The 23,418-nt window shown below is 57.3% G+C and carries 22 protein-coding genes and 1 pseudogene; 15 read left to right on the forward strand and 8 right to left on the reverse strand.

The genetic code is table 11. The features are described 5' to 3' along the window. Positions 1 to 20: 20 nt before the first annotated feature. On the reverse strand, positions 21 to 1,451 hold the full coding sequence (locus DBY73_RS10315; protein ID WP_112011057.1) for a sodium:alanine symporter family protein: 1,431 nt from the start codon (positions 1,449 to 1,451) through the stop codon (positions 21 to 23). Positions 1,452 to 1,713: 262 nt separating this feature from the next. On the opposite strand from DBY73_RS10315, the gene tal reads away from it, so the two are divergent. The 3 genes from tal (at position 1,714) to DBY73_RS10330 (ending at position 4,800) form a co-directional block, all read left to right on the forward strand. Continuing rightward, positions 1,714 to 2,667 carry a transaldolase gene (gene tal / locus DBY73_RS10320; RefSeq protein WP_023310342.1) on the forward strand — a complete coding sequence of 318 codons (954 nt, stop codon included), beginning with the start codon at positions 1,714 to 1,716 and terminating at the stop codon, positions 2,665 to 2,667. Between the two features lie 108 nt (positions 2,668 to 2,775). Continuing rightward, positions 2,776 to 3,363: a molybdopterin adenylyltransferase gene (gene mog, locus DBY73_RS10325; RefSeq protein ID WP_112011058.1), complete on the forward strand. Its 588-nt coding sequence runs from the start codon at positions 2,776 to 2,778 to the stop codon at positions 3,361 to 3,363. Between the two features lie 114 nt (positions 3,364 to 3,477). After that, complete coding sequence (locus DBY73_RS10330; protein ID WP_112011059.1) at positions 3,478 to 4,800, forward strand: MFS transporter; 1,323 nt, start codon at positions 3,478 to 3,480, stop codon at positions 4,798 to 4,800. Here DBY73_RS10330 and satP read toward each other — a convergent pair. Continuing rightward, positions 4,777 to 5,343 carry an acetate uptake transporter gene (gene satP / locus DBY73_RS10335; protein WP_112011060.1) on the reverse strand — a complete coding sequence of 189 codons (567 nt, stop codon included), beginning with the start codon at positions 5,341 to 5,343 and terminating at the stop codon, positions 4,777 to 4,779. The genes DBY73_RS10330 and satP overlap by 24 nt on opposite strands. Before the next feature lie 295 nt (positions 5,344 to 5,638). Between satP and dnaK the strand changes: the two genes are divergently transcribed. The 4 genes from dnaK to nhaR all read left to right on the forward strand — a co-directional run bounded on the left by dnaK (position 5,639) and on the right by nhaR (position 11,088). Then, positions 5,639 to 7,552: a molecular chaperone DnaK gene (dnaK, locus tag DBY73_RS10340; RefSeq protein WP_112011061.1), complete on the forward strand. Its 1,914-nt coding sequence runs from the start codon at positions 5,639 to 5,641 to the stop codon at positions 7,550 to 7,552. Positions 7,553 to 7,636: 84 nt separating this feature from the next. Then, entirely contained in the window at positions 7,637 to 8,782 is a 1,146-nt protein-coding gene (gene dnaJ / locus DBY73_RS10345) for a molecular chaperone DnaJ (protein WP_112011062.1), read from the forward strand. Between the two features lie 174 nt (positions 8,783 to 8,956). Then, positions 8,957 to 10,132 (forward strand): Na+/H+ antiporter NhaA, encoded by a 1,176-nt coding sequence (nhaA, locus tag DBY73_RS10350; RefSeq protein ID WP_112011063.1) that lies wholly within the window; start codon positions 8,957 to 8,959, stop codon positions 10,130 to 10,132. A gap of 56 nt (positions 10,133 to 10,188) precedes the next feature. Beyond that, complete coding sequence (nhaR, locus tag DBY73_RS10355) at positions 10,189 to 11,088, forward strand: transcriptional activator NhaR (RefSeq protein ID WP_112011064.1); 900 nt, start codon at positions 10,189 to 10,191, stop codon at positions 11,086 to 11,088. 59 nt (positions 11,089 to 11,147) lie between these two features. Here nhaR and rpsT read toward each other — a convergent pair whose 3' ends face one another. Continuing rightward, positions 11,148 to 11,411, reverse strand: coding sequence for a 30S ribosomal protein S20 (gene rpsT, locus DBY73_RS10360; protein WP_003856458.1), 264 nt, complete (start codon positions 11,409 to 11,411; stop codon positions 11,148 to 11,150). Between the two features lie 115 nt (positions 11,412 to 11,526). Between rpsT and DBY73_RS22325 the strand changes: the two are divergent. The 8 genes and pseudogenes from DBY73_RS22325 to DBY73_RS10405 all read left to right on the forward strand — a co-directional run. Next, positions 11,527 to 11,733, forward strand: a pseudogene (locus DBY73_RS22325) (DUF2575 domain-containing protein); the annotation flags it as partial. 7 nt (positions 11,734 to 11,740) lie between these two features. After that, positions 11,741 to 12,679, forward strand: coding sequence for a bifunctional riboflavin kinase/FAD synthetase (gene ribF, locus DBY73_RS10375; protein WP_112011065.1), 939 nt, complete (start codon positions 11,741 to 11,743; stop codon positions 12,677 to 12,679). Between the two features lie 34 nt (positions 12,680 to 12,713). Then, positions 12,714 to 15,530, forward strand: a complete 2,817-nt coding sequence (ileS, locus tag DBY73_RS10380) for an isoleucine--tRNA ligase (RefSeq protein WP_112011066.1) — start codon at positions 12,714 to 12,716, stop codon at positions 15,528 to 15,530. Continuing rightward, complete coding sequence (lspA, locus tag DBY73_RS10385; RefSeq protein WP_112011067.1) at positions 15,530 to 16,030, forward strand: signal peptidase II; 501 nt, start codon at positions 15,530 to 15,532, stop codon at positions 16,028 to 16,030. Before ileS ends, lspA begins: the two co-directional genes overlap by 1 nt. Positions 16,031 to 16,082: 52 nt before the next feature. Further along, positions 16,083 to 16,532, forward strand: a complete 450-nt coding sequence (gene fkpB / locus DBY73_RS10390) for an FKBP-type peptidyl-prolyl cis-trans isomerase (protein ID WP_112011068.1) — start codon at positions 16,083 to 16,085, stop codon at positions 16,530 to 16,532. A 1-nt stretch (position 16,533) separates the two neighbouring features. Next, positions 16,534 to 17,484 (forward strand): 4-hydroxy-3-methylbut-2-enyl diphosphate reductase, encoded by a 951-nt coding sequence (gene ispH / locus DBY73_RS10395; protein WP_112011069.1) that lies wholly within the window; start codon positions 16,534 to 16,536, stop codon positions 17,482 to 17,484. A 138-nt stretch (positions 17,485 to 17,622) separates the two neighbouring features. Further along, complete coding sequence (locus DBY73_RS10400) at positions 17,623 to 18,186, forward strand: glucose-6-phosphate isomerase family protein (protein WP_112011070.1); 564 nt, start codon at positions 17,623 to 17,625, stop codon at positions 18,184 to 18,186. Then, positions 18,179 to 18,949, forward strand: a complete 771-nt coding sequence (locus DBY73_RS10405; RefSeq protein ID WP_112011071.1) for a glucose-6-phosphate isomerase family protein — start codon at positions 18,179 to 18,181, stop codon at positions 18,947 to 18,949. Before DBY73_RS10400 ends, DBY73_RS10405 begins: the two co-directional genes overlap by 8 nt. Positions 18,950 to 18,986: 37 nt before the next feature. Here DBY73_RS10405 and DBY73_RS10410 read toward each other — a convergent pair whose 3' ends face one another. Genes DBY73_RS10410 through DBY73_RS10430 form a run of 5 tightly spaced genes read right to left on the reverse strand, consistent with a single transcriptional unit; the run spans position 18,987 to position 23,294 of the window. Next, positions 18,987 to 19,805, reverse strand: a complete 819-nt coding sequence (locus DBY73_RS10410; RefSeq protein ID WP_006173945.1) for a PTS system mannose/fructose/sorbose family transporter subunit IID — start codon at positions 19,803 to 19,805, stop codon at positions 18,987 to 18,989. Next, on the reverse strand, positions 19,805 to 20,602 hold the full coding sequence (locus tag DBY73_RS10415) for a PTS sugar transporter subunit IIC (RefSeq protein ID WP_112011072.1): 798 nt from the start codon (positions 20,600 to 20,602) through the stop codon (positions 19,805 to 19,807). The genes DBY73_RS10410 and DBY73_RS10415 overlap by 1 nt, the downstream gene beginning before the upstream one ends. Positions 20,603 to 20,612: 10 nt before the next feature. After that, the gene (locus DBY73_RS10420) at positions 20,613 to 21,107 is read right to left on the reverse strand and encodes a PTS sugar transporter subunit IIB (protein ID WP_112011073.1); all 495 of its coding nucleotides are present in this window, start codon (positions 21,105 to 21,107) and stop codon (positions 20,613 to 20,615) included. Positions 21,108 to 21,117: 10 nt separating this feature from the next. Beyond that, positions 21,118 to 21,546 carry a PTS fructose transporter subunit IIA gene (locus tag DBY73_RS10425; protein ID WP_112011074.1) on the reverse strand — a complete coding sequence of 143 codons (429 nt, stop codon included), beginning with the start codon at positions 21,544 to 21,546 and terminating at the stop codon, positions 21,118 to 21,120. Positions 21,547 to 21,548: 2 nt separating this feature from the next. Then, positions 21,549 to 23,294 (reverse strand): class I mannose-6-phosphate isomerase, encoded by a 1,746-nt coding sequence (locus DBY73_RS10430; protein ID WP_112011075.1) that lies wholly within the window; start codon positions 23,292 to 23,294, stop codon positions 21,549 to 21,551. Between the last annotated feature and the right edge of the window lie 124 nt (positions 23,295 to 23,418).

Genomic DNA, 23,418 nt, shown 5'->3' on the forward strand with positions numbered 1-23,418 from the left:
TCTGAATTGATCGATAGCTGTTATTGCCGCGGCAAATCGTCCCAGGTGCCGGGAGCGAGCTGCGATTCGATTTCGGGGTATCGTGATGCATCAAACACCGGGGGAACGCCGAGCTTTCGCTGGCGGAGATAATCTCGGGCAATCACCGACACGACCGGCGAGAGCAGCAGAATCGCCGTCAGGTTGGTGATGGCCATCAGCGCCATAATCACATCCGCCAGCTGCCAGACCAGCGACATGCTGAGCAGGGAGCCAACCATAACCATCGCGACGACGCTGACGCGAAGCAGGCTGCGTGAATACCACGAATTTATCTTCAGGAAGATAAGATTATTTTCCGCATAAACGTAGTTCACCGCGATAGAGCTAAAGGCAAACAGCCCGACGATGAGCGAAACAAATCCGACGCCCCAGCCGCCGACCAGGTTCGCCAGTGCCTGCTGTAAAAGCTGTATCCCGGACGCGCTCGTTGCATAGGGCAGGGGGCCGGCCAGCAGCACGATCATAGCGCTGGCGGAGCAGATGATAATGGTATCCGTAAATACCCCGATCATCTGCACAATGCCCTGTGCGGCCGGATGCGGGGGCCAGGAGGCCGCCGCCGCGGCGGCATTAGGGGTAGACCCCATCCCGGCTTCGTTGGAAAACATTCCCCGCTGGAATCCTGCCGTCAGCGCCTGGCTGATGGTGTAGCCCAGCGCGCCAGACGCTGCTTCCTGCCAGCCGAACGCGCTTTTAAAGATCAGCGTGATGATGCCGGGCAGCTGTTCAATGTTCATCACGCTTACGAACAGGCTGGCTCCAATCCAGAGTAGCGCCATGATGGGGACGAACCACTGCATGAGCCGGGCAATACCCTTTAGCCCGAAGGTGATGGTGAGAAGCGTCAGGAGGGCCAGAACAATACCGCTTAGCCATTTCGGAGAGTCAAATGCGTAGTGCATCGCATGGGCGACGGAGTTGGCCTGGACAGTATTAAAGATGAGGCCATAGGCGAGGAGTAAAAAGAGGGAAAACAGAACGCCCATCCAGCGCATCCCCAGGCCGCGAGCCATGTACCAGGCGGGGCCGCCGCGAAACTGGCCAGTCGCGTCTTTTTCCTTATAAAGCTGCGCCAGAGAGCATTCAGCAAACGAGGTCGCCATGCCAATAAGGGCTGAGATCCACATCCAAAACACCGCCCCCGGTCCGCCGGCCGTAATCGCCAGCGCAACGCCTGCCAAATTACCGCTGCCGACGCGCGCGCCAAGGCTGGTGCACAGGGCTTGAAACGACGTTAATCCCCCCGGCTGCGGGGAGACGCTGTTTTTCAGACTTCTGCCAAACTTGCGAATATAGCGAAACTGAATAAAGCCGCTGCGTAGCGTAAACCAGATACCTGCTCCCATGAGCAGGTAGATCATTATCGAACCCCAAAGCACTTCATTGATAAAGAAAAAGAAATCCGGCATTAACGTCCCTCTTGTTGATGCCAATGTGAATAGGTAAGCGCTACCATTGATTGAGCATGCTGTTACTTAGCAGCCTGTTAATATTCTCAGTTTATCATACTCTGCCTTAGGGCACTGTCTGCGGTTGCGCTGCCCCGGCGTCGTGTTATCATCAGGGCAGACCGGTTACATCCCCCTAACAAGTAAACCTGTCATTTTTCCGCTGCTGGCAGGCTGTCGGTAGCGTGAATTATCCAGGGCACGTTAAAAGAGAAACACTATCATGACGGATAAATTGACCTCCCTTCGTCAGTTCACCACTGTCGTAGCTGACACCGGAGATATCGCGGCAATGAAGCTGTACCAGCCGCAGGATGCCACAACCAACCCTTCTCTGATCCTTAACGCCGCGCAGATCCCTGAGTACCGCAAACTGATTGACGACGCTGTGACCTGGGCGAAAGCGCAGAGCAACGACCGCGCGCAGCAGGTTGTGGACGCCACTGACAAACTGGCAGTGAACATCGGTCTGGAAATCCTGAAGCTGGTTCCTGGCCGCATCTCCACCGAAGTGGATGCACGTCTGTCCTACGACACCGAAGCCTCCATCGCGAAAGCAAAGCGTCTGATCAAGATGTACAACGATGCTGGCATCAGCAACGACCGTATCCTGATCAAACTGGCCTCGACCTGGCAGGGCATTCGCGCAGCCGAGCAGCTGGAAAAAGACGGTATCAACTGTAACCTGACCCTGCTGTTCTCCTTCGCGCAGGCGCGTGCGTGTGCGGAAGCGGGCGTATACCTGATTTCTCCGTTCGTGGGCCGTATTCTGGACTGGTACAAAGCCAACACCGATAAGAAAGAGTACGCACCGGCTGAAGATCCAGGCGTGGTTTCCGTGACTGAAATCTACGAATACTACAAGCAGCACGGCTATGAGACCGTGGTGATGGGCGCAAGCTTCCGTAACGTCGGCGAAATCATCGAGCTGGCCGGCTGCGACCGCCTGACCATCGCGCCTGCGCTGCTGAAAGAGCTGGCTGAAAGCGAAGGTACTATCGAGCGCAAACTGTCCTACACCGGTGAAGTGAAGGCGCGTCCAGAGCGCATTACCGAGTCCGAATTCCTGTGGCAGCACAACCAGGACCCAATGGCGGTAGACAAGCTGGCGGACGGTATCCGTAAGTTTGCCGTTGACCAGGGCAAACTGGAAAAAATGATCGGCGACCTGCTGTAATCATTCCGCGTGACCGGGCCCCGGTCACGCTACTTCTTTCGTACGCTGTCTGATTTTCCCCTCTGCGTGTATCATTCCCCCTAAATGCATTAGTGGAATGGAATGAATATGAATACCTTACGCATCGGCCTGGTGTCGATTTCTGACCGCGCCTCCAGCGGCGTTTACCAGGATAAAGGCATCCCTGCTCTGGAAGAGTGGCTTGCCAGCGCGCTGACCACCCCCTTTGAGATCCAGACCCGCCTGATCCCGGACGAGCAGCCGATCATCGAGCAGACGCTGTGCGAGCTGGTGGACGAGATGAGCTGCCACCTGGTGTTGACGACCGGCGGCACGGGGCCCGCGCGCCGCGACGTTACCCCGGACGCGACGCTGGCGATTGCCGATCGCGAAATGCCTGGCTTTGGCGAGCAAATGCGCCAAATCAGCCTGCACTTTGTTCCGACCGCCATTTTGTCGCGCCAGGTTGGCGTAATCCGCAAACAGGCGTTAATACTTAACCTTCCGGGCCAGCCGAAGTCGATCAAGGAGACGCTGGAAGGGCTTAAAGCCGAGGACGGCAAGACAATTGTGCACGGCATTTTTGCCAGCGTACCGTATTGTATACAACTGCTGGACGGCCCGTATGTGGAAACCGATGAGAAAGTAGTAGCAGCATTTCGCCCTAAAAGCGCACGCCGCGAGACATTATCCTGAAATTAATGGATAGGTGACATTCGCTGTAACAGCCTTAGCGCGCGGGTTTTTTTACGGTATAGTAACTTTTTCTTTACGGTTGCTGTAAGAATATAAAAACACCTAAGGTGCGCTATGTCTCATTCTGCCCGGCCTCTGAATCGTCAGGACTATAAAACGCTCACCCTCGCCGCGCTCGGCGGGGCGCTCGAGTTTTACGATTTCATCATCTTCGTCTTTTTCGCCGCCGTGGTAGGCGCGCTCTTTTTTCCGGCGGATATACCGGAGTGGCTGCGCCAGGTGCAGACCTTCGGCATCTTCGCCGCGGGCTATCTGGCTCGCCCGTTAGGCGGCATTGTGATGGCGCACTTTGGCGATCTGGTCGGGCGGAAAAAGATGTTTACCCTCAGCATTCTGCTGATGGCCGTGCCGACGCTGGCCATTGGCCTGCTCCCCACCTATGCCTCGATGGGCATTCTCGCCCCGCTGCTGCTGTTGCTGATGCGCGTTCTGCAGGGGGCGGCGATTGGCGGTGAAGTGCCCGGTGCCTGGGTATTTGTCGCAGAACATGTTCCGGCGCGTCGCATTGGTATCGCCTGCGGAACCTTAACGGCGGGGCTGACGGTGGGGATCTTGCTCGGCTCGGTGGTCGCAACGATTGTGAATACCAGCATGACGCAGCAGGCCGTTCACGACTGGGGCTGGCGTATTCCTTTCCTGCTGGGGGGCGCGTTTGGCCTGGTGGCCATGTATCTGCGCCGCTGGCTGCAGGAGACGCCGATATTTCTCGAGATGCAGCAGCGCAAGGCGCTGGCGCAGGAGCTGCCGGTTAAATCGGTGGTTATGCGCCACCGACGCGCGGTGGCGATCTCCATGCTGCTCACCTGGCTGCTGTCGGCGGGCATCGTGGTGGTCATCCTGATGTCCCCGGTCTGGCTGCAAAAACAGTACGGTTTCGCTCCGGCGGTGACGCTGCAGGCGAACAGCGTTGCCACCATCATGCTCTGCTTCGGCTGTCTGGCCGCCGGGCTGGCGGCGGATCGCTTCGGTGCCAGCGTTACTTTCATTCTCGGCAGCCTGCTACTTGCCGGATCAAGCTGGGGGTTTTACCACCTGGCGGGCAATCATCCTGAACTGTTGTTCCTGCTGTACGGTACGGTGGGCCTGTGCGTGGGCGTTGTCGGCGCGGTGCCGTACGTCATGGTCCGCGCGTTTCCGCCGGAGGTCCGCTTCACCGGCATCTCTTTCTCTTATAACGTGTCGTATGCCATCTTCGGCGGGCTGACGCCGATTGCGGTCACGATGCTGATGGGGGTGTCGCCGATGGCACCGGCATGGTATGTGCTTGCGCTCTCGCTGATGGGGCTGGCGCTAGGATTTTGGCTGCGTCAGGCGGGGGGATGTCGTGCCCGCGATGCGGACACGACAGAGCAATCAGTGTTTTTCACCAATCGGTAGAACGGTACGGCCAAACTGCTCGTTGAGCACTTCGCCCATCGCCAGGTAGATCGCGCTTGCGCCGCACACGAGGCCAATCCAGCCTGCAACGTGCACGATGCCTTCGTTATCTGCCAGGTGGCCAATCGCCAGCAGGGCGAACAGCACGGTCAGGCTCAGGAAGACGAACTGCAGCGCGCGGTTGCCCTTCAGCGTGCCGAAGAACATGAACAGCGTGAACACGCCCCACAGGCCCAGATAGACGCCCAGGAAGTGCGCGTTTGCCGCATCGGCCAGCCCCATCTTCGGCATGAGCAGAATGGCGACCAGGGTCAGCCAGAAAGAGCCGTAAGAGGTAAAGGCGGTTAAGCCGAAGGTATTGCCTTTTTTATATTCCAGCAGGCCCGCGAAAATTTGCGCGATACCGCCGTAAAAAATGCCCATCGCCAGGATGATACCGTCCATCGGGAACATCCCGATGTTGTGCAGGTTCAGCAGAATGGTGGTCATGCCAAAACCCATCAGGCCCAGCGGAGCCGGATTAGCCAACTTAGTGTTGCCCATAAGTCCTCAAAAAAATCATCATTAATATGGTGAAATGGTGAATCCCGCGTCAATTCTCCCTGACGGGGCGCGGCATCATAATGGGCGCAACCAGTGCCGTCTATGATCTCATCAGGGTGAAATTAAAATTTTTTTTATCCTTCCCCCTTGATGGATGCCGTTGCGACCCCATCTTGTAAGCAACCGCAGTGTGTGGACCTGAAAAAATCAAATCTGGGCAGTTGAAAAAGCACGTTCTGCCCTTATTACAGGTACACAACCACATGTTGACTGAATTTTTAGTGGAGACGTTTAGATGGGTAAAATTATTGGTATCGACCTGGGTACTACCAACTCTTGTGTAGCGATTATGGATGGCACCACTGCACGTGTGCTGGAGAACGCCGAGGGCGATCGCACCACGCCTTCTATCATTGCTTATACCCAGGATGGTGAAACTCTGGTTGGTCAGCCGGCTAAACGTCAGGCAGTGACAAACCCGCAAAACACCCTGTTTGCGATTAAACGCCTGATCGGTCGCCGCTTCCAGGACGAAGAAGTTCAGCGTGACGTTTCTATCATGCCGTACAAAATCATCGCAGCGGATAACGGCGATGCATGGCTTGACGTGAAAGGCACCAAAACTGCACCACCGCAGATTTCTGCCGAAGTGCTGAAAAAAATGAAGAAAACCGCGGAAGATTACCTGGGTGAGCCGGTAACTGAAGCTGTTATCACCGTACCTGCCTACTTCAACGATGCTCAGCGTCAGGCAACCAAAGATGCTGGCCGTATCGCAGGTCTGGAAGTAAAACGTATCATCAACGAACCAACCGCAGCCGCACTGGCGTACGGTCTGGATAAAGAAGTTGGCAACCGTACTATCGCGGTTTACGACCTGGGTGGTGGTACCTTCGATATCTCAATTATCGAAATCGACGAAGTTGACGGCGAAAAAACCTTCGAAGTTCTGGCAACCAACGGTGATACCCACCTGGGTGGTGAAGACTTCGATACCCGCCTGATCAACTACCTCGTTGACGAGTTTAAGAAAGATCAGGGCATTGACCTGCGTAACGACCCGCTGGCCATGCAGCGCCTGAAAGAAGCCGCTGAGAAAGCGAAGATCGAGCTGTCTTCCGCTCAGCAGACCGACGTGAACCTGCCGTACATCACCGCAGACGCGACCGGTCCAAAACACATGAACATCAAAGTGACCCGTGCGAAACTGGAAAGCCTGGTCGAAGACCTGGTGAACCGTTCTATCGAGCCGCTGAAAGTTGCGCTGCAGGACGCTGGCCTGTCCGTTTCTGACATCCAGGACGTTATCCTGGTCGGTGGTCAGACGCGTATGCCAATGGTTCAGAAGAAAGTGGCTGAGTTCTTTGGTAAAGAGCCGCGTAAAGACGTTAACCCAGATGAAGCTGTGGCAATCGGCGCAGCGGTTCAGGGGGGCGTACTGACCGGTGAAGTGAAAGACGTACTGCTGCTGGACGTTACCCCGCTGTCTCTGGGTATCGAAACCATGGGCGGTGTGATGACTGCGCTCATCAACAAAAACACCACCATCCCAACGAAGCACAGCCAGGTGTTCTCTACCGCTGAAGACAACCAGTCTGCGGTAACCATCCATGTGATTCAGGGTGAGCGTAAGCGTGCGGCTGATAACAAATCTCTGGGTCAGTTCAACCTGGACGGTATCAACCCTGCACCGCGCGGCATGCCGCAGATCGAAGTTACCTTCGACATCGATGCTGACGGTATCCTGCACGTGTCTGCGAAAGACAAAAACAGCGGTAAAGAGCAGAAGATCACCATCAAGGCATCTTCTGGCCTGAACGAAGCGGAAATTGAAAAAATGGTTCGTGATGCAGAGGCTAACGCTGAATCCGACCGTAAGTTCGAAGAGCTGGTTCAGACCCGCAACCAGGGCGACCATCTGCTGCACAGCACCCGCAAGCAGGTTGAAGAAGCCGGTGAGCAGCTGCCAGCGGATGACAAAACGGCTATCGAAGCTGCGCTGACCGCGCTGGAAACTTCTCTTAAAGGTGAAGATAAAGCGGACATCGAAGCGAAGATGCAGGAGCTGGCCCAGGTTTCTCAGAAACTGATGGAAATTGCTCAGCAGCAGCACGCTCAACAGCAGGCAGGCGCTGATGCATCTGCAAACAACGCGAAAGATGACGACGTTGTCGACGCTGAGTTTGAAGAAGTGAAAGACAAAAAATAATCGCCCTTTGAACGGGTAATTACTGGCACGGGCGAAGAGGTTTCCTCTCCGCCCGTGCACGCATGTTAGGGGCAGATAAAAAAGATGGCTAAGCAAGACTATTACGAGATTTTAGGCGTTTCCAAAACAGCGGAAGAGCGTGAAATCAAAAAGGCGTATAAGCGCCTGGCCATGAAATTTCACCCGGACCGCAACCAGGGTGATAAAGAGGCTGAAGCCAAATTCAAAGAGATCAAAGAAGCCTACGAAGTCCTGACCGACGCGCAAAAACGTGCGGCCTATGACCAGTACGGCCATGCCGCCTTTGAACAGGGCGGCATGGGCGGCGGTGGATTCGGTGGCGGCGGCTTCGGCGGTGGCGCAGATTTCAGCGACATCTTCGGCGACGTGTTCGGTGATATCTTCGGCGGCGGTCGTGGTCGCCAGCGCGCGGCGCGCGGCGCGGACCTGCGCTACAACATGGATCTGACGCTGGAAGAGGCCGTTCGCGGCGTCACCAAAGAGATCCGCATCCCGACGCTGGAAGAGTGTGACGTTTGCCACGGCAGCGGCGCGAAGGCGGGCACCCAGCCGCAAACCTGTCCAACCTGCCATGGTTCCGGTCAGGTGCAGATGCGCCAGGGCTTCTTCGCGGTGCAGCAGGCGTGTCCACACTGCCACGGTCGCGGCACGCTGATTAAAGATCCGTGCAACAAATGCCACGGTCATGGTCGCGTTGAGAAAACCAAAACCCTGTCCGTTAAAATCCCGGCGGGCGTGGATACGGGCGACCGCATCCGTCTATCAGGTGAGGGCGAAGCAGGCGAGCACGGCGCGCCGGCAGGCGATCTGTACGTTCAGGTTCAGGTTAAACAGCACGCCATCTTCGAGCGTGAAGGTAACAACCTGTACTGTGAAGTGCCGATCAACTTCGCGATGGCAGCGCTTGGCGGCGAAATCGAAGTGCCAACGCTGGACGGTCGCGTAAACCTGAAGGTGCCTGGCGAAACCCAGACCGGCAAGCTGTTCCGCATGCGCGGTAAGGGCGTTAAGTCCGTTCGCGGCGGTGCGCAGGGCGACCTGCTGTGTCGCGTCGTGGTGGAAACCCCGGTTGGCCTGAACGACAAGCAGAAGCAGCTGCTGAAAGAGCTGCAGGAAAGCTTCGGCGGCCCAACGGGTGAGAAAAACAGCCCGCGTTCCAAAAGCTTCTTCGATGGCGTCAAAAAATTCTTCGACGATCTGACCCGCTAATTCTTCAGCAGGTACCGTCTGACATCAGGCCCGGAAGTGATTCCGGGCTTTTTTTCGTTTATTGATTCTCCTCGAAAAAACTGAGTATATACTCAATATTAATCTGCTTTTGCCGAGTTATATGGCTTGGTATGATGGTTTTATCGAAGTATTCCGCTTGAAGAGAGAATTGAAGTGAAACTACTACACCGTTTCTTTAGCAATGAAGCGTCCGGCGGCGTGATTTTAATTATCGCTGCCGTCGCGGCAATGGTGCTGGCTAACCTCGGCGCGACGCGTGAACTGTATCACGCTTTTCTGGAAACCCCGGTTGAGCTGCGGGTTGGCCCGCTGGAAATCAATAAGAACATGCTGCTGTGGATTAACGATGCCCTGATGGCCGTGTTCTTCCTGCTGGTGGGGCTCGAGGTGAAGCGCGAGCTGGTGCAGGGGTCGCTGGCCAGCCGCCAGCGCGCGGCGTTCCCGGTGATTGCCGCCCTCGGCGGGATGGTTGTTCCCGCGCTGCTGTTCCTCGCCTTTACCTGGCAAGATCCGATGGCGCGCCACGGCTGGGCGATCCCGGCGGCGACGGATATCGCGTTTGCCCTCGGCGTGCTGGCCCTGCTTGGCAGCCGCGTGCCGGTCGCGCTGAAAATCTTTCTGATGGCGCTGGCTATCATCGATGATCTGGGCGCTATCGTGATTATCGCACTGTTCTACACCAGCGACCTGTCGATCCTGTCGCTCAGCGTGGCGGCGGGGGCCATCGCGGTGCTGGCGCTGCTGAACATCTGCAACGTGCGCCGAACTGGCATTTACATCCTTGTGGGAATGGTATTGTGGACGGCGGTGCTGAAGTCCGGCGTGCACGCCACGCTGGCGGGGGTGATTGTGGGCTTCCTCGTGCCGCTTAGGGTCGAAGAGGGGAAATCCCCGGCAAAACAGCTTGAGCATGTGCTCCATCCCTGGGTGGCATTTATGATCCTGCCGCTCTTCGCGTTTGCTAACGCCGGGGTATCCCTGCAGGGCGTTACGCTGGAAGGGCTCACCTCCGTGCTGCCGCTGGGGGTTATCGCCGGGCTGTTTATCGGCAAGCCGCTGGGAATCAGCCTGTTCTGCTGGCTGGCGGTGAAAATGAAGCTGGCATCGCTGCCGCACGGAACGACGTTCCGGCAAATCATGGCCGTTGGGGTGCTGTGCGGAATTGGTTTTACCATGTCGATCTTTATCTCGACGCTGGCGTTTGGCGCGCATGCGCCTGAGCTTATCGTGTGGGCGAAGCTCGGTATCTTAATCGGATCGGTGCTGGCCGCGGTGAGCGGTTACGCGTTGTTGAAAGCGAAGCTGTCAGGGCAGGTTGCTCAGGCATAAGGGATGGCGGGAAAAGGGAGGACTTTTCCCGCAGCAGGATCGGGAGCGAAGTCGTAATGTCTCATCTGAATTACAACCATCTGTACTACTTTTGGCACGTCTACAAAGAGGGCTCGGTTGTGGGCGCGGCGGAGGCGCTCCATCTGACGCCGCAAACCATTACCGGGCAAATCAAGGCGCTGGAAGAGCGCCTTCAGGGTAAGCTGTTTAAGCGCAAGGGCCGCGGGATTGAGCCCAGCGAACTGGGCGAGCTGGTGTTTCGCTACGCGGACAAAATGTTCACGCTCAGCCAGGAAATGCTGGATATCGTCAACTATCGCAAAGAGTCAAACCTGCTGTTTGACGTCGGTGTGGCGGATGCGCTCTCCAAGCGGCTGGTCAGCGGGGTGCTGGACGCCGCCGTGGTAGAGGATGAGCAAATCCACCTTCGCTGCTTCGAATCCACCCACGAGATGCTGCTGGAGCAGCTGAGCCAGCACAAGCTGGATATGATTATCTCCGATTGCCCGATCGACTCAACGCAGCAGGAAGGGCTGTTCTCGGTAAAAATTGGTGAATGCGGCGTGAGCTTCTGGTGTATCAATCCGCCGCCGAAAAAACCGTTCCCCGCGTGTCTGGAGGAGCGGCGTCTGCTGGTTCCGGGGCGCCGATCCATGCTGGGGCGCAAGCTGCTTAACTGGTTTAACTCCCAGGGGCTGAAGGTTGAAATCCTCGGCGAGTTTGATGATGCGGCGCTAATGAAGGCGTTTGGCGAAGCGCATAACGCGATTTTCGTGGCTCCAACCCTATATGCACAGGATTTGTACACGGATGACAAGGTGACGGAGATAGGGCGAGTTGATAACGTGATGGAGGAGTACCACGCGATATTCGCCGAAAGGATGATTCAACATCCTGCGGTGCAGCGTATCTGTAACCGCGATTATTCGTCGCTGTTTACCCCACCGGCAATCTGAAGACATAAAAAAACCCGCGTTAAGCGGGTTCTTTTAAAACAAGCAACAACAAGCGGCGATTAAGCCAGTTTGTTGATCTGCGCGGTCAAGTTTGCTTTATGACGCGCTGCTTTGTTTTTGTGGATCAGACCTTTAGCAGCCTGACGGTCCACGATTGGTTGCATTTCGTTGAATGCGTTCTGTGCAGCAGCTTTGTCGCCAGCTTCGATTGCTGCGTATACTTTCTTGATGAAAGTACGCATCATAGAGCGACGGCTTGCATTGTGCTTACGAGCCTTTTCAGACTGAACGGCACGTTTCTTAGCTGATTTGATATTAGCCAAGGTCCAACTCCCAAATATGATCTATGTGGACAATTCAAAGGCCGAGGAATATGCCCTCTATACCTTCTTTTGTCAATGGATTTGTGCAAATAAGCGCCGTTAATGTGGCGACGCTACGTTACGTAGTGATGGCGCAGGATTCTACCAGCTTGTCTCTCGTGAATACAGCCTTTCGGCATAAAAATCGCCGTACAGGGGCAGATTTTTTTGCTGGCAAAGGTCAGCATGATGAAAACATTACGGCTTTCTGTTTTGCGTGAACAATCGCCGGTTAACCTTAATCGCCGTACAAGGTATACTTTGGCGATTTTCACTGTTTTGAGCCAGACATGAAGCTGATACGCGGCATACATAATCTCGGCAACGCTCCTCACGGGTGCGTGCTGACCATTGGTAATTTCGACGGCGTGCATCGTGGGCATCAGGCGCTGTTGCAGGGATTGCGTAAAGAAGGGGAAGCCCGCGGGCTGCCCGTTGTAGTGATGATTTTCGAGCCACAGCCGCTGGAGCTGTTTGCGGGTGATAAATCACCGGCCCGCCTTACGCGTCTGCGTGAAAAGCTGCGCTATCTGGCTGAGTCCGGCGTGGACTACGTCGTATGTATACGATTCGATCGTCGCTTTGCTGCACTGACGGCACAAAATTTTGTCAGCGACCTGCTGGTGAAGCGTCTTGGCGTGCAGTTTCTGGCTGTGGGGGATGATTTCCGCTTTGGCGCTGGTCGTCAGGGGGATTTCTTGCTATTACAGAAGGCTGGCCTGGAGTATGGCTTTGACGTCACCAGCGCGATGACCTTCTGCGAAGGCGGCGTACGCGTTAGCAGTACTGCCGTTCGTCAGGCGCTGGCCAATGACGAACTGGAGGCGGCAGAAAACCTGCTCGGCCATCCGTTCACGATTTCAGGCCGCGTAGTGCATGGCGACGCGCTGGGCCGCACGATAGGCTTCCCGACGGCGAATATACCGCTGCGCCGTCAGGTCTCCCCGGTTAAAGGGGTGTATGCGGTGGAAGTGTCTGGACTGGGCGACAGGCCGTTTTACGGCGTCGCCAATATTGGCACGCGTCCTACGGTTGCCGGTGTACGTCAACAGTTAGAAGTACACCTGCTGGACGTTGTAATGGACCTTTACGGTCGCCATATAGATGTAATACTGCGTAGAAAAATACGTAATGAGCAGCGATTCGCTTCGCTGGACGAACTAAAGGCGCAAATTGCGCGAGATGAATTAACGGCCCGTGAATTTTTTGGGCTATCAAACCCGGCTTAAATGCCTACGTGATAAATACGGAACCGAGAATCTGATGAGTGACTATAAATCAACCCTGAATTTGCCGGAAACAGGGTTCCCGATGCGCGGCGATCTCGCCAAGCGTGAACCGGGAATGCTGGCGCGTTGGACCGATGATGACCTGTACGGCATCATTCGTGCAGCCAAAAAAGGCAAAAAAACCTTCATTCTGCATGATGGCCCTCCATATGCGAATGGCAGCATTCATATTGGTCACTCTGTAAATAAGATTCTGAAAGACATTATCGTGAAGTCCAAAGGCCTCACGGGATATGACTCGCCTTACGTTCCAGGCTGGGACTGCCACGGTCTGCCAATTGAGCTGAAAGTGGAGCAAGAGTTTGGCAAGCCGGGTGAGAAATTCACCGCTGCCGAGTTCCGCGCGAAATGCCGCGAATACGCTGCCACTCAGGTTGACGGCCAGCGCGCTGACTTCATCCGTCTGGGCGTGCTGGGCGACTGGTCCCATCCGTACCTGACCATGGATTTCAAAACCGAAGCCAACATCATCCGTGCGCTGGGTAAAATCATCGGCAACGGCCACCTGCACAAGGGCGCGAAGCCGGTGCACTGGTGCGTGGACTGCCGCTCTGCGCTGGCAGAAGCCGAAGTAGAGTATTACGACAAAACCTCTCCTTCTATCGACGTGGCTTTCCACGCGGTGGATCAGGATGCGGTCAAAGCCAAATTTGGCGTGTCGTCGGTCAACGGCCCGATCTCTTTAGTGATCTGGACTACTACGCCGTGGACGCTGCCAGCCAACCGCGCGATCTCCCTGTCCGGTGAGTTCGAGTACGCGCTGGTGCAGGTTGAAGGTCAGGCGCTGATCCTGGCAAAAGATCTGGTCGAAAGCGTGCTGAAGCGCGCGAACATCGCCGACTACACCGTGCTGGGCACCGTGAAGGGTGACGCGCTGGAACTGATGCGCTTCAAGCATCCGTTCCTCGACTTCGACGTGCCGGCGATCCTGGGCGACCACGTGACGCTGGACGCGGGTACCGGTGCGGTCCATACCGCTGGTGGCCACGGCCCTGACGACTACAGCATCAGCCTGAAGTACGGTCTGGAAATCGCCAACCCGGTTGGCCCGGACGGTTCATACCTGCCTGGCACCTACCCGGCGCTGGACGGCATCAACGTCTTCAAAGCGAACGACATCATCGTGGACATGCTGCGCACCAGCGGCGCGCTGCTGCACGTTGAGAAAATGCAGCACAGCTATCCGTGCTGCTGGCGCCACAAGACGCCGATCATCTTCCGTGCAACCCCGCAGTGGTTCGTCAGCATGGATCAGAAAGGCCTGCGCGCGCAGTCGCTGAAAGAGATCAAAGGCGTGCAGTGGATCCCGGACTGGGGCCAGGCGCGTATCGAATCTATGGTCGCTAACCGTCCTGACTGGTGCATCTCCCGTCAGCGCACCTGGGGCGTGCCGATGTCTCTGTTCGTGCATAAAGAGACGCAGGAACTGCACCCGAATACGCTGGAGCTGATGGAAGAAGTGGCGAAGCGCGTCGAGGTTGACGGCATTCAGGCGTGGTGGGATCTCGATGCCCGCGACATCCTGGGCGCGGACGCGGACAGCTACGAGAAAGTGCCGGATACCCTGGACGTGTGGTTCGACTCTGGTTCTACCCACGCCTCTGTGGTTGATGTGCGTCCAGAGTTTGCCGGTCACGCTGCCGACATGTATCTGGAAGGGTCTGACCAACACCGCGGCTGGTTCATGTCATCCCTGATGATCTCCACCGCCATGAAAGGTAAAGCGCCTTACCGCCAGGTACTGACCCACGGCTTCACCGTGGATGGTCAGGGCCGTAAGATGTCTAAATCCATCGGCAACACCGTTTCTCCGCAGGACGTGATGAACAAGCTGGGCGCGGACATTCTGCGTCTGTGGGTGGCTTCTACCGACTACACCGGCGAAATGGCCGTTTCTGATGAAATCCTGAAACGTGCCGCCGACAGCTATCGTCGTATCCGTAACACCGCGCGCTTCCTGCTGGCGAACCTGAACGGCTTTGATCCAGTGAAAGACATGGTGAAGCCGGAAGAGATGGTCGTTCTCGACCGCTGGGCGGTAGGCTGTGCGAAAGCGGCGCAGGACGATATCCTGAAAGCCTACGAGTCTTATGACTTCCACGAAGTGGTGCAGCGCCTGATGCGCTTCTGCTCCATCGAGATGGGCTCGTTCTACCTCGACATCATCAAAGACCGCCAGTACACCGCGAAAGCGGACAGCGTGGCGCGTCGCAGCTGCCAGACCGCGCTGTTCCATATCGCAGAAGCGCTGGTGCGCTGGATGGCGCCGATCATGTCCTTCACCGCGGATGAAATCTGGGGCTACCTGCCGGGCGACCGTGAGAAGTATGTCTTCACCGGTGAATGGTACGAAGGCCTGTTCGACCTCTCCAGCAGCGAAGCGATGAACGATGCCTTCTGGGACGCGCTGCTGAAAGTGCGCGGCGAAGTGAACAAGGTGATCGAGCAGGCGCGTGCTGACAAGAAGGTCGGCGGCTCTCTGGAAGCGACAGTAACCCTGTACGCCGAACCGGAGCTGGCGGCGAAGCTGACGGCGCTGGGCGATGAATTACGATTTGTCCTGTTGACCTCCGGTGCGAAAGTTGCGGATTATGCCGGGGCGCCTGCTGATGCACAGCAGAGCGAACTGCTCAAAGGGCTGAAAGTCGCGCTGAGTAAAGCCGAAGGTGAGAAATGCCCGCGCTGCTGGCATTACACCACCGATGTCGGCCAGGTGGCGGAACACGCAGACATCTGCGGACGCTGTGTAAGCAACGTCGCCGGTGACGGCGAAAAACGTAAGTTTGCCTGATGAGTAAATCTCTCTGTTCAACAGGACTGCGCTGGCTGTGGCTGGTTGTGGTGGTGCTGATTATCGATCTGGGCAGCAAGTTCCTGATCCTCCAGAACTTTGCTCTGGGGGATACGGTTTCGCTGTTCCCGTCGCTTAACCTGCACTACGCACGTAACTACGGCGCAGCGTTCAGTTTCCTGGCCGACAGCGGTGGCTGGCAGCGCTGGTTCTTTGCGGGTATCGCTATCGGTATCTGCGTGATCCTGGCCGTGCTGATGTACCGCTCGAAGGCAACGCAAAAGCTGAATAACATCGCCTACGCGCTGATCATTGGCGGCGCGTTAGGCAACCTGTTCGATCGCCTGTGGCACGGCTTCGTGGTCGATATGATCGACTTCTACGTCGGCAGCTGGCACTTCGCGACCTTTAACCTCGCCGATAGCGCAATTTGCGTCGGTGCGGCACTGATCGTGCTGGAAGGCTTCTTGCCGAAACCGGCCGCGAAAGAGCAGGCGTAACACACCCGCCCGGTGGTGTAATGCCACCGGGCAAAACAAGCGAGCAATTTGCATGTCTAAATCCGTACAGAGCAACAGCGCGGTTCTCGTTCACTTCACGCTGAAGCTGGATGATGGCTCCACGGCTGAATCCACCCGCAACAACGGCAAACCGGCCCTGTTCCGTCTTGGCGATACTTCCCTGTCTGAAGGCCTTGAGCAGCAGCTTCTGGGCCTGAAAGAGGGCGAGAAGAAGGCATTCTCGCTTGAGCCGGATGCGGCGTTTGGCGTGCCAAGCCCTGACCTGATCCAGTATTTCTCGCGCCGTGAATTTATGGACGCGGGCGAGCCGGAAATCGGCGCGATTATGCTCTTTACCGCTATGGACGGCAGCGAAATGCCTGGCGTGATCCGCGAAGTTAACGGCGATTCCATTACCGTTGATTTCAACCATCCGCTTGCCGGGCGTACCGTCCATTTTGATATTGAAGTGCTGGAGATTGACCCAGCGCTGGAGGCCTGAAATGCAGATCCTGTTGGCTAACCCGCGCGGCTTTTGCGCCGGTGTAGACCGCGCTATCAGCATTGTTGAAAACGCGCTGGAGATTTACGGCGCGCCGATTTACGTGCGTCACGAAGTGGTGCACAACCGCTACGTGGTCGACAGCCTGCGCGAGCGTGGCGCGATCTTTATCGAGCAGATCAGCGAAGTGCCGGACGGCGCGATCCTGATTTTCTCCGCGCACGGCGTGTCTCAGGCGGTCCGTAACGAAGCGAAAAGCCGCGACCTCACGGTGTTTGACGCCACCTGTCCGCTGGTCACTAAAGTGCATATGGAAGTGGCGCGCGCCAGCCGCCGTGGCGAAGAATCGATTCTGATTGGTCACGCGGGTCATCCGGAAGTGGAAGGGACGATGGGGCAGTACAGCAACCCGGAAGGGGGCATGTACCTGGTCGAGTCGCCGGAAGATGTGCTGAAGCTGAACGTGAAAAACGACGCGCGCCTGTCGTTTATGACCCAAACGACGCTCTCCGTGGACGACACCTCAGACGTGATTGACGCGCTGCGCCAGCGTTTCCCGAAGATCGTCGGGCCGCGTAAAGATGATATCTGCTACGCCACTACCAACCGTCAGGAAGCGGTGCGCGCGCTGGCTGAGCAGGCGGACGTGGTGCTGGTGGTCGGCTCGAAAAACTCCTCTAACTCTAACCGTCTGGCCGAGCTGGCGCAGCGGATGGGGAAATCCGCATTCCTGATTGATGATGCAACGGATATTCAGGAGTCATGGGTGAAGAACGTCGCCTGCGTCGGCGTCACGGCGGGGGCTTCCGCGCCGGATATCCTGGTGCAGAACGTGATTAGTCGCCTCCAGGAGCTGGGCGGCGGCGATGCCATACCCCTGGAAGGACGCGAAGAGAACATCGTCTTTGAAGTGCCGAAAGAGCTGCGTATCGATGCGCGCGAAGTCGAGTAACTGAATTTTTAATGAATGCAAAGCCAGGCACCGTGCCTGGCTTTTTTGATCCACGGCGCAATTCCGGCACGGCATCATAAGGTTAATCGATTAATCTGCTATGCTTTTCAGGCTGTTCTCCTCGGGCCGGAGACACATATGAAACCTGACATTACCCAGCCACCGCAGGTGGACTGGCTGACCGGCGCGTTCGCGCAGGGTCATATCCTGCGTAAAACGACGCGCATTGCCGATCTGGCGGGCGTGTTTGCCTGCACTGACGCCTGGCAGAACGGCGACCCGCAACGGCCCGTTTACGATGTTGAAATCCTCGACGGTAAGACGGTCGAAGGCAGCCTGTTCACTGGCGTAACCCATCTTCAGCCCGGAAAAGTCGGCAATGAATTCTTTATGACCCGCGGCCACTTCCACGCGCGCCGGGAGCAGGGGGAAGTCTACCTCGGGCTGCGCGGGACGGGATTATTGCTGCTGCAATCAGAGAACGGCAAGGCGTGGCTCGAATCCGTGAACGCCGGTTCGGTACATGTCATTCCCGGCTTTACCGCACATCGTCTGATTAACACCGGCACGGAGATACTCTCCGCGCTGGCGGTCTGGCCGACAGTCGCCGGGCATGATTACGCGGCTCTTCAGCAGGGTTTTGCGCTGAGGGTGACGGAGGTGGACGGCGACATCCTCGTGCGTGAGGTGCAGCATGGTTAATTACGGGCTGGATATGCAGATACATCATCGGCCGCTCGGCTTTTCATACGGAGAAGAGGTCACAGGCCCGATGCCGGAGATCCGCCGTCTGGATCAGATCCGCTCGTCGCTGCGCGATCCGGACTGTCAGGGGCCGGAAGAGGTGTACGCTATTGCGATGGACGTGGCGCGAATGCAGGACAGGGATGAGCTGAGCAAACGGATGCTGCTGTTTGGCGTGGTGACCTATGCCGCCGGACAGCTTGGCGACGAGCCCGTGCGTAGCCAGGGGCATGTTCATCGCATCAGCCTGCATAGCGGCTGGTCGCCGCCAGAGCTGTATGAAATCTGGCAGGGGACCGCCATTATTTATATGCAGGAGCGGGTTGAAAACGATCCGGGCCGCTGCTTTGCCGCGATCGCTAACGAAGGTGAGAAAGTGCTGGTTCCACCGGGCTGGGGTCATGCCACGCTCTCCGCCGATCCGGATGTTCCGCTGACGTTTGGCGCCTGGTGCGACCGGGAATATGGCTTTGAGTACGAGGCCGTGCGGGCCCATAAAGGGCTGGCCTGGTATCCGCTGATGCAGGACCGGCAGGTCGTCTGGCAGCATAACCCGCGCTATGCGCCGGGACGGTTACAGGTCATCACGCCGCGGCGGTATGACGAGTTTGGCATCACCGCAGAGCCTATCTACCAGCAGTTTATTGCCGATCCGGCGCGCTTTCAGTTTATTTCCCGGCCCGATAAAGTCGCCGCGCTGTGGCACAATTTTCACCCATAAAAAAACCGGGGCCAGCTGGCCCCGGTTATCACAGGCATTATCCGGCGAAAAGCCCCGACGCCACGCCAGCGGCGGCCAGCACCAGCAGAAGTAACATCGCCTTCACCGGTGAAACACCGCGTTTCGCCATCAGGTACCAGGTGCTCAGAACCACCACCAGCGGCAGCAGCTGCGGGAAAATCCCGTCGAGCATCTGCTGAACATGAATGTTAACCCCATCTTTGGTGATGAACTCCAGCCCGGTGCCGAGCTTCACATAGCTTGCCGCGACGCCGCCCATCACAAAAACACCCAGCAGGGACAGCGCTTCGCGCAGGCGGGTCGATTTGCTGCTCACCAGCATTTCAACAGAGCCGGATCCCATCTGGTAACCCTTCAGGAATAAGAACCAGGAGCCAGGTATGATAATGGCGAGCCAGGCCACGATGTAGAACAACGGTCCCAGGGCGTTACCGCCTGCCGCCAGCGCCATACCGATGCTGAGCAGAATAGGGATCAACATGCCGGGAATCATCGAATCGCCGATCCCGGCGATCGGCCCCATCAGGCCAACCTTGAGGGTATTGATCGTCTCACCATCGATAGGCTCACCGTTGGCCTTTTTCTCTTCAAGACCCAGCGCCATCCCGTTCACAATGGCGCCAATCTGCGGCTCGGTATTGTAGAAAGAGGCGTGGCGACGCAGCATTTCCCGCCGCTGGTCGGCATCCGGGTAGAGCTTTTTGGCGACCGGCAGCATGCTCAGGCAGAATCCAAACGACTCAAGGCGCTCAAAGCTCATCGACGACAGGTTGTGCATCATCCATGCCCGCCAGCAGCGGCGCAGATCCTTACGGGTTAGTTTACGTTCTTCCATCAGAATTCGTCCTCGTCATCGACGACCGGCGCAGAGGCGACGGCCTTTGCGGATTCCGGTTTGTAGTTATAGTGGATCAGCGCCAGCAGCGCGCCAACGATGACCAGCGCAACCATGTTGAGCTTCAGGAAAACGATGCAGACGAAGCCCACCAGAAAGTAGATCAGCATGCTGTAGTCTTTGATGATCTGCTTGAGCAGGATAGCGATGCCGACGGCGGGCAAGATCCCACCTAAAACGTTCATGGTGGACAGCACCACGGCCGGCAGGCTATCCATGATGCCGCTGATGTACTGCGCGCCGAAGAAGACGGCAATGAATGTCGGGACAAAACGCAGAATAAAGTTGGTCGCCTGGGGCCAGATGGCGCTGTTCAGATAGATCCCTCGCTCGTCGCCGCGCTCCAGGGCGTTATCCGCGCGATGGTTCCAGAAGGAGTTCAGCACCATCATCATATTAAACAGAATGGTCCCGGCAATGCCGATCGTAGCCGCCAGCGCCACCGCCACTTCCGGGCCTTTACCCGACAGAATGCCCAGCGCAATGGCCGGGTAGGCGACAAAGTTCAGGTCGGCGGGCATCGACCCGCCCGGCGTCACCATGGCGATATAGACCGCCTGCACCGCCACGCCAATCATGATCCCGGTCTTGATATCGCCAAGGATAATGCCCACCAGCATGCCTGACACCAGCGGGCGGGTGATCAGATACCAGCCGCCGGTCAGGCCCAGCAGCCAGGGGCTGCTCAGCGCGCCCAGATAACAGAGCACGCCAATTAATGCCGCTTCGATAATCATCATTCGCTCCTTATTTCAGCTTTTGCCGGGCATCCTGCCAGCTGTAGCTGCTGGCATCCGGTACCAGACGAAATTCAATGAGATGCCCCTGAGCGTTAAGCCAGTCAAACGCCGCGATCTCCTCTGCGTTGACCGACTGGTTCGGGCCAATGGTGGTGGTCTCCGCGCGGGCGCTCATCGGGCCAACGTTGATTTTGCCGTTGCTGTTTTTCAGGCTGATACCGGCCTGTTCAATGCGCTGCAGGGTGAGGGGCGATTTGCCGATAACGAAATAGCGCTTGTCGCTGGCGATGACCTTCGGCAATTTTTGAATCGCCGTTGCGGTATCAAAAAGCCAGACTTTGGTGTCGGAGACGGCACCTTTCATGACGGAAGAGAGAAGGGGATCGGCCGCCACGGCGTCGTCAATGGCCACGATACCGTCGCAGGGCAGCTCTTTGGCCCAGCGTGTGATGAGCTGCCCGTGGATCACGCGGTCATCGATGCGTACAAAAGAAATGCTCATTGTGGAGTCCTCAAAAGTCGTCTGATTGCACGGCAGAAGCGGGAGCAGCTACCACCAGCGTGGGTTGGGTGAGCGCCAGCAGCAGGCTGGCCGCGGCGTTCACGTCGGCAAGCGCGTGGATCTCATCGGTTTGCAGCAGCATCGGCAGATTAACCCCGCCCAGCACCGCCACCGGCGGCGTGGCGTCTGGCGAAAAGGCGGCGCTGCTGGCGACGTTCCACGGCGTGCCGCTTTGCATATCGCACAGCACCAGTACACCCTCTGCGCGTTGTGAGGCCTGAGCCAGCACGCGGGCAAAGTCCTGCTTAAAGCCTTCAATTCCCGTCTCACCGGTGAGCGTAACGGCATAGCAGTAGGGCAGATCGCCGTAAACCATGCGGGCGCTGTCGAGCATCGCCTTTGCCATCGGCCCGTGGGAGGCCACAATGATGTTAATCATGCTTACCCCCTGACCCAGGCTTTAACGGTGGCGAGCTGTTGGCCTGCGCCTTTGCCCCACGGCGTGATTCGATATTCTCCTACGTCGGCAGGAATGATGAACGTCTCTGCGTAGTGCACGACGAAAGGCTCAAACGCGCCGCTCGGGCTGTCGACGCGCGCTTCGTCGCCCTCAACCAGATTAAGCACGTTGACGCCGCCTTCGGTGTGGTGAACGACCGGGCCGCTAAACCAGTGGCGGCGTGTTTCAATAAACTCACGTTCGTGCAGGCCGGTACGTTCTTCACGCCAGCCGTCACCCTCCGCCACCGGTTCAATACGGTTGACCAGGTTGTCATTTACCCATTGGGTGTCGCGCTGCCAGTCGATGACCTGCTCGCCGTGATCGAGGTGAACCGGGCGCGGTAAGCCATCAAGACCCAGGCGGCCCCAGTCCCAGAGCTTAAAGGTGAAAATGTAAGGGGTGGCGCTGATCTCAAGCACCATGGTGCCGGCACCTGAACAATGTACGGTTCCGGCCGGGATGAGAAAGTGATCGTGTTTTTTGGCGGGGATTTGATTCACAAAGCGTGCATCGTCGAACGGCTTTTCGCCCCGCGCGGCCTGGCGCAGATCGTCCATCATCGCCTCAGGCCGGGTGCCTGTTTGGGTGCCGAGATAGACCACGGCCCCCGGCTCGGCGTCGAGGATGTAGTAGCTCTCATCCTGGGTGTAATGCATGCCAAACTGCTGCTGAATGTACTCCGTCAGCGGATGCACCTGAAAACTCAGATTCTGCCCCCCGACGGTATCAAGAAAATCAAAGCGGATGGGGAACTCGGCCCCGAAGCGAGCGTGAACCTTTTCGCCCAGCAGCGCGCGCGGTTGCAACAGAACGACATCAATGGAGGGGATCTCGATCCGAACGTCGCCAAACCGCATCATCAGGCTGTTTTCCTCGGGCACGCAGTCAAAACACCATGCGTAGTTAGGCTTCGCTGGATCGAGATCGAATCGTTGTTTCATCCACTGGCCGCCCCAGACGCCGGGATCAAAGAAGGGAACAACGCGGAACGGCTGCCGTGTGGTCTGCTTAAGCCCCGCGCGAAGCGCCTCGCCGCTGACCATGGCCGGTGCGTCGGCCTGGGTGGTATCAAGCAGGAAATCACACCGCTTAAGCAGCGGCGTTTTGTGTCGGTCAAAGACGCGCCACTCAACGAAAAAGGCGCGTTTATACCGGCGCAGCATATCTTCAGTGAGGTTTTCAACGCCCCAGTTGCCCAGCTCGCCTGCGCGCATGCGCTGCTGAATTTCCCAGCGCGGCATATCGGCGTACACCAGCACATCCCCCGGATGGACCAGAGCGGCACCGGAGCCATACACAATCACCAGTCCCGCCGCCTCGGCCACCTGCTTTTGCAGGGCCGTTAATGCTTCGGCATCAAAAAACTCGGCGAGCTGGTGGCAGGAGAGTACGCCAAACACGCGGTCATCCGTCAGGTTGCGGGCCAGCATCTCGCTAAGCGTTTGCTCGTCGCGGCGGGCCGTTTCGACGTTTATCCGCACCGCGTCGCCGAACCGGGCAAGCACATTACGCTCCAGCTCAGCCAGTCGGACGCCGGGATAGCAATCAATAACCAGCACGGTTTTCCGGGACGTCAGGACCCCGGCGTTAAGCGTCGTAATAATGTCGTGCCACCCACGCCATGCGTGAGCGTCAAAGCCCCGAACAGAGACTTCAGGATGTTTGTTATAAGGGGGATAGGTCATTGTTTCACTCCGTTGTCGTTAAAATAAGATTAATCGATTAACCTTACGATGGAAGAGTGGTTAACGCGATTAACCTGGCAAAACGGCGAGGAAAGGCGGTTTTATGGCGGGGAGTGTGAACCGC

It is taken from the genome of Enterobacter sp. RIT418, from assembly GCF_003057745.1.
Taxonomy (GTDB): domain Bacteria; phylum Pseudomonadota; class Gammaproteobacteria; order Enterobacterales; family Enterobacteriaceae; genus Enterobacter.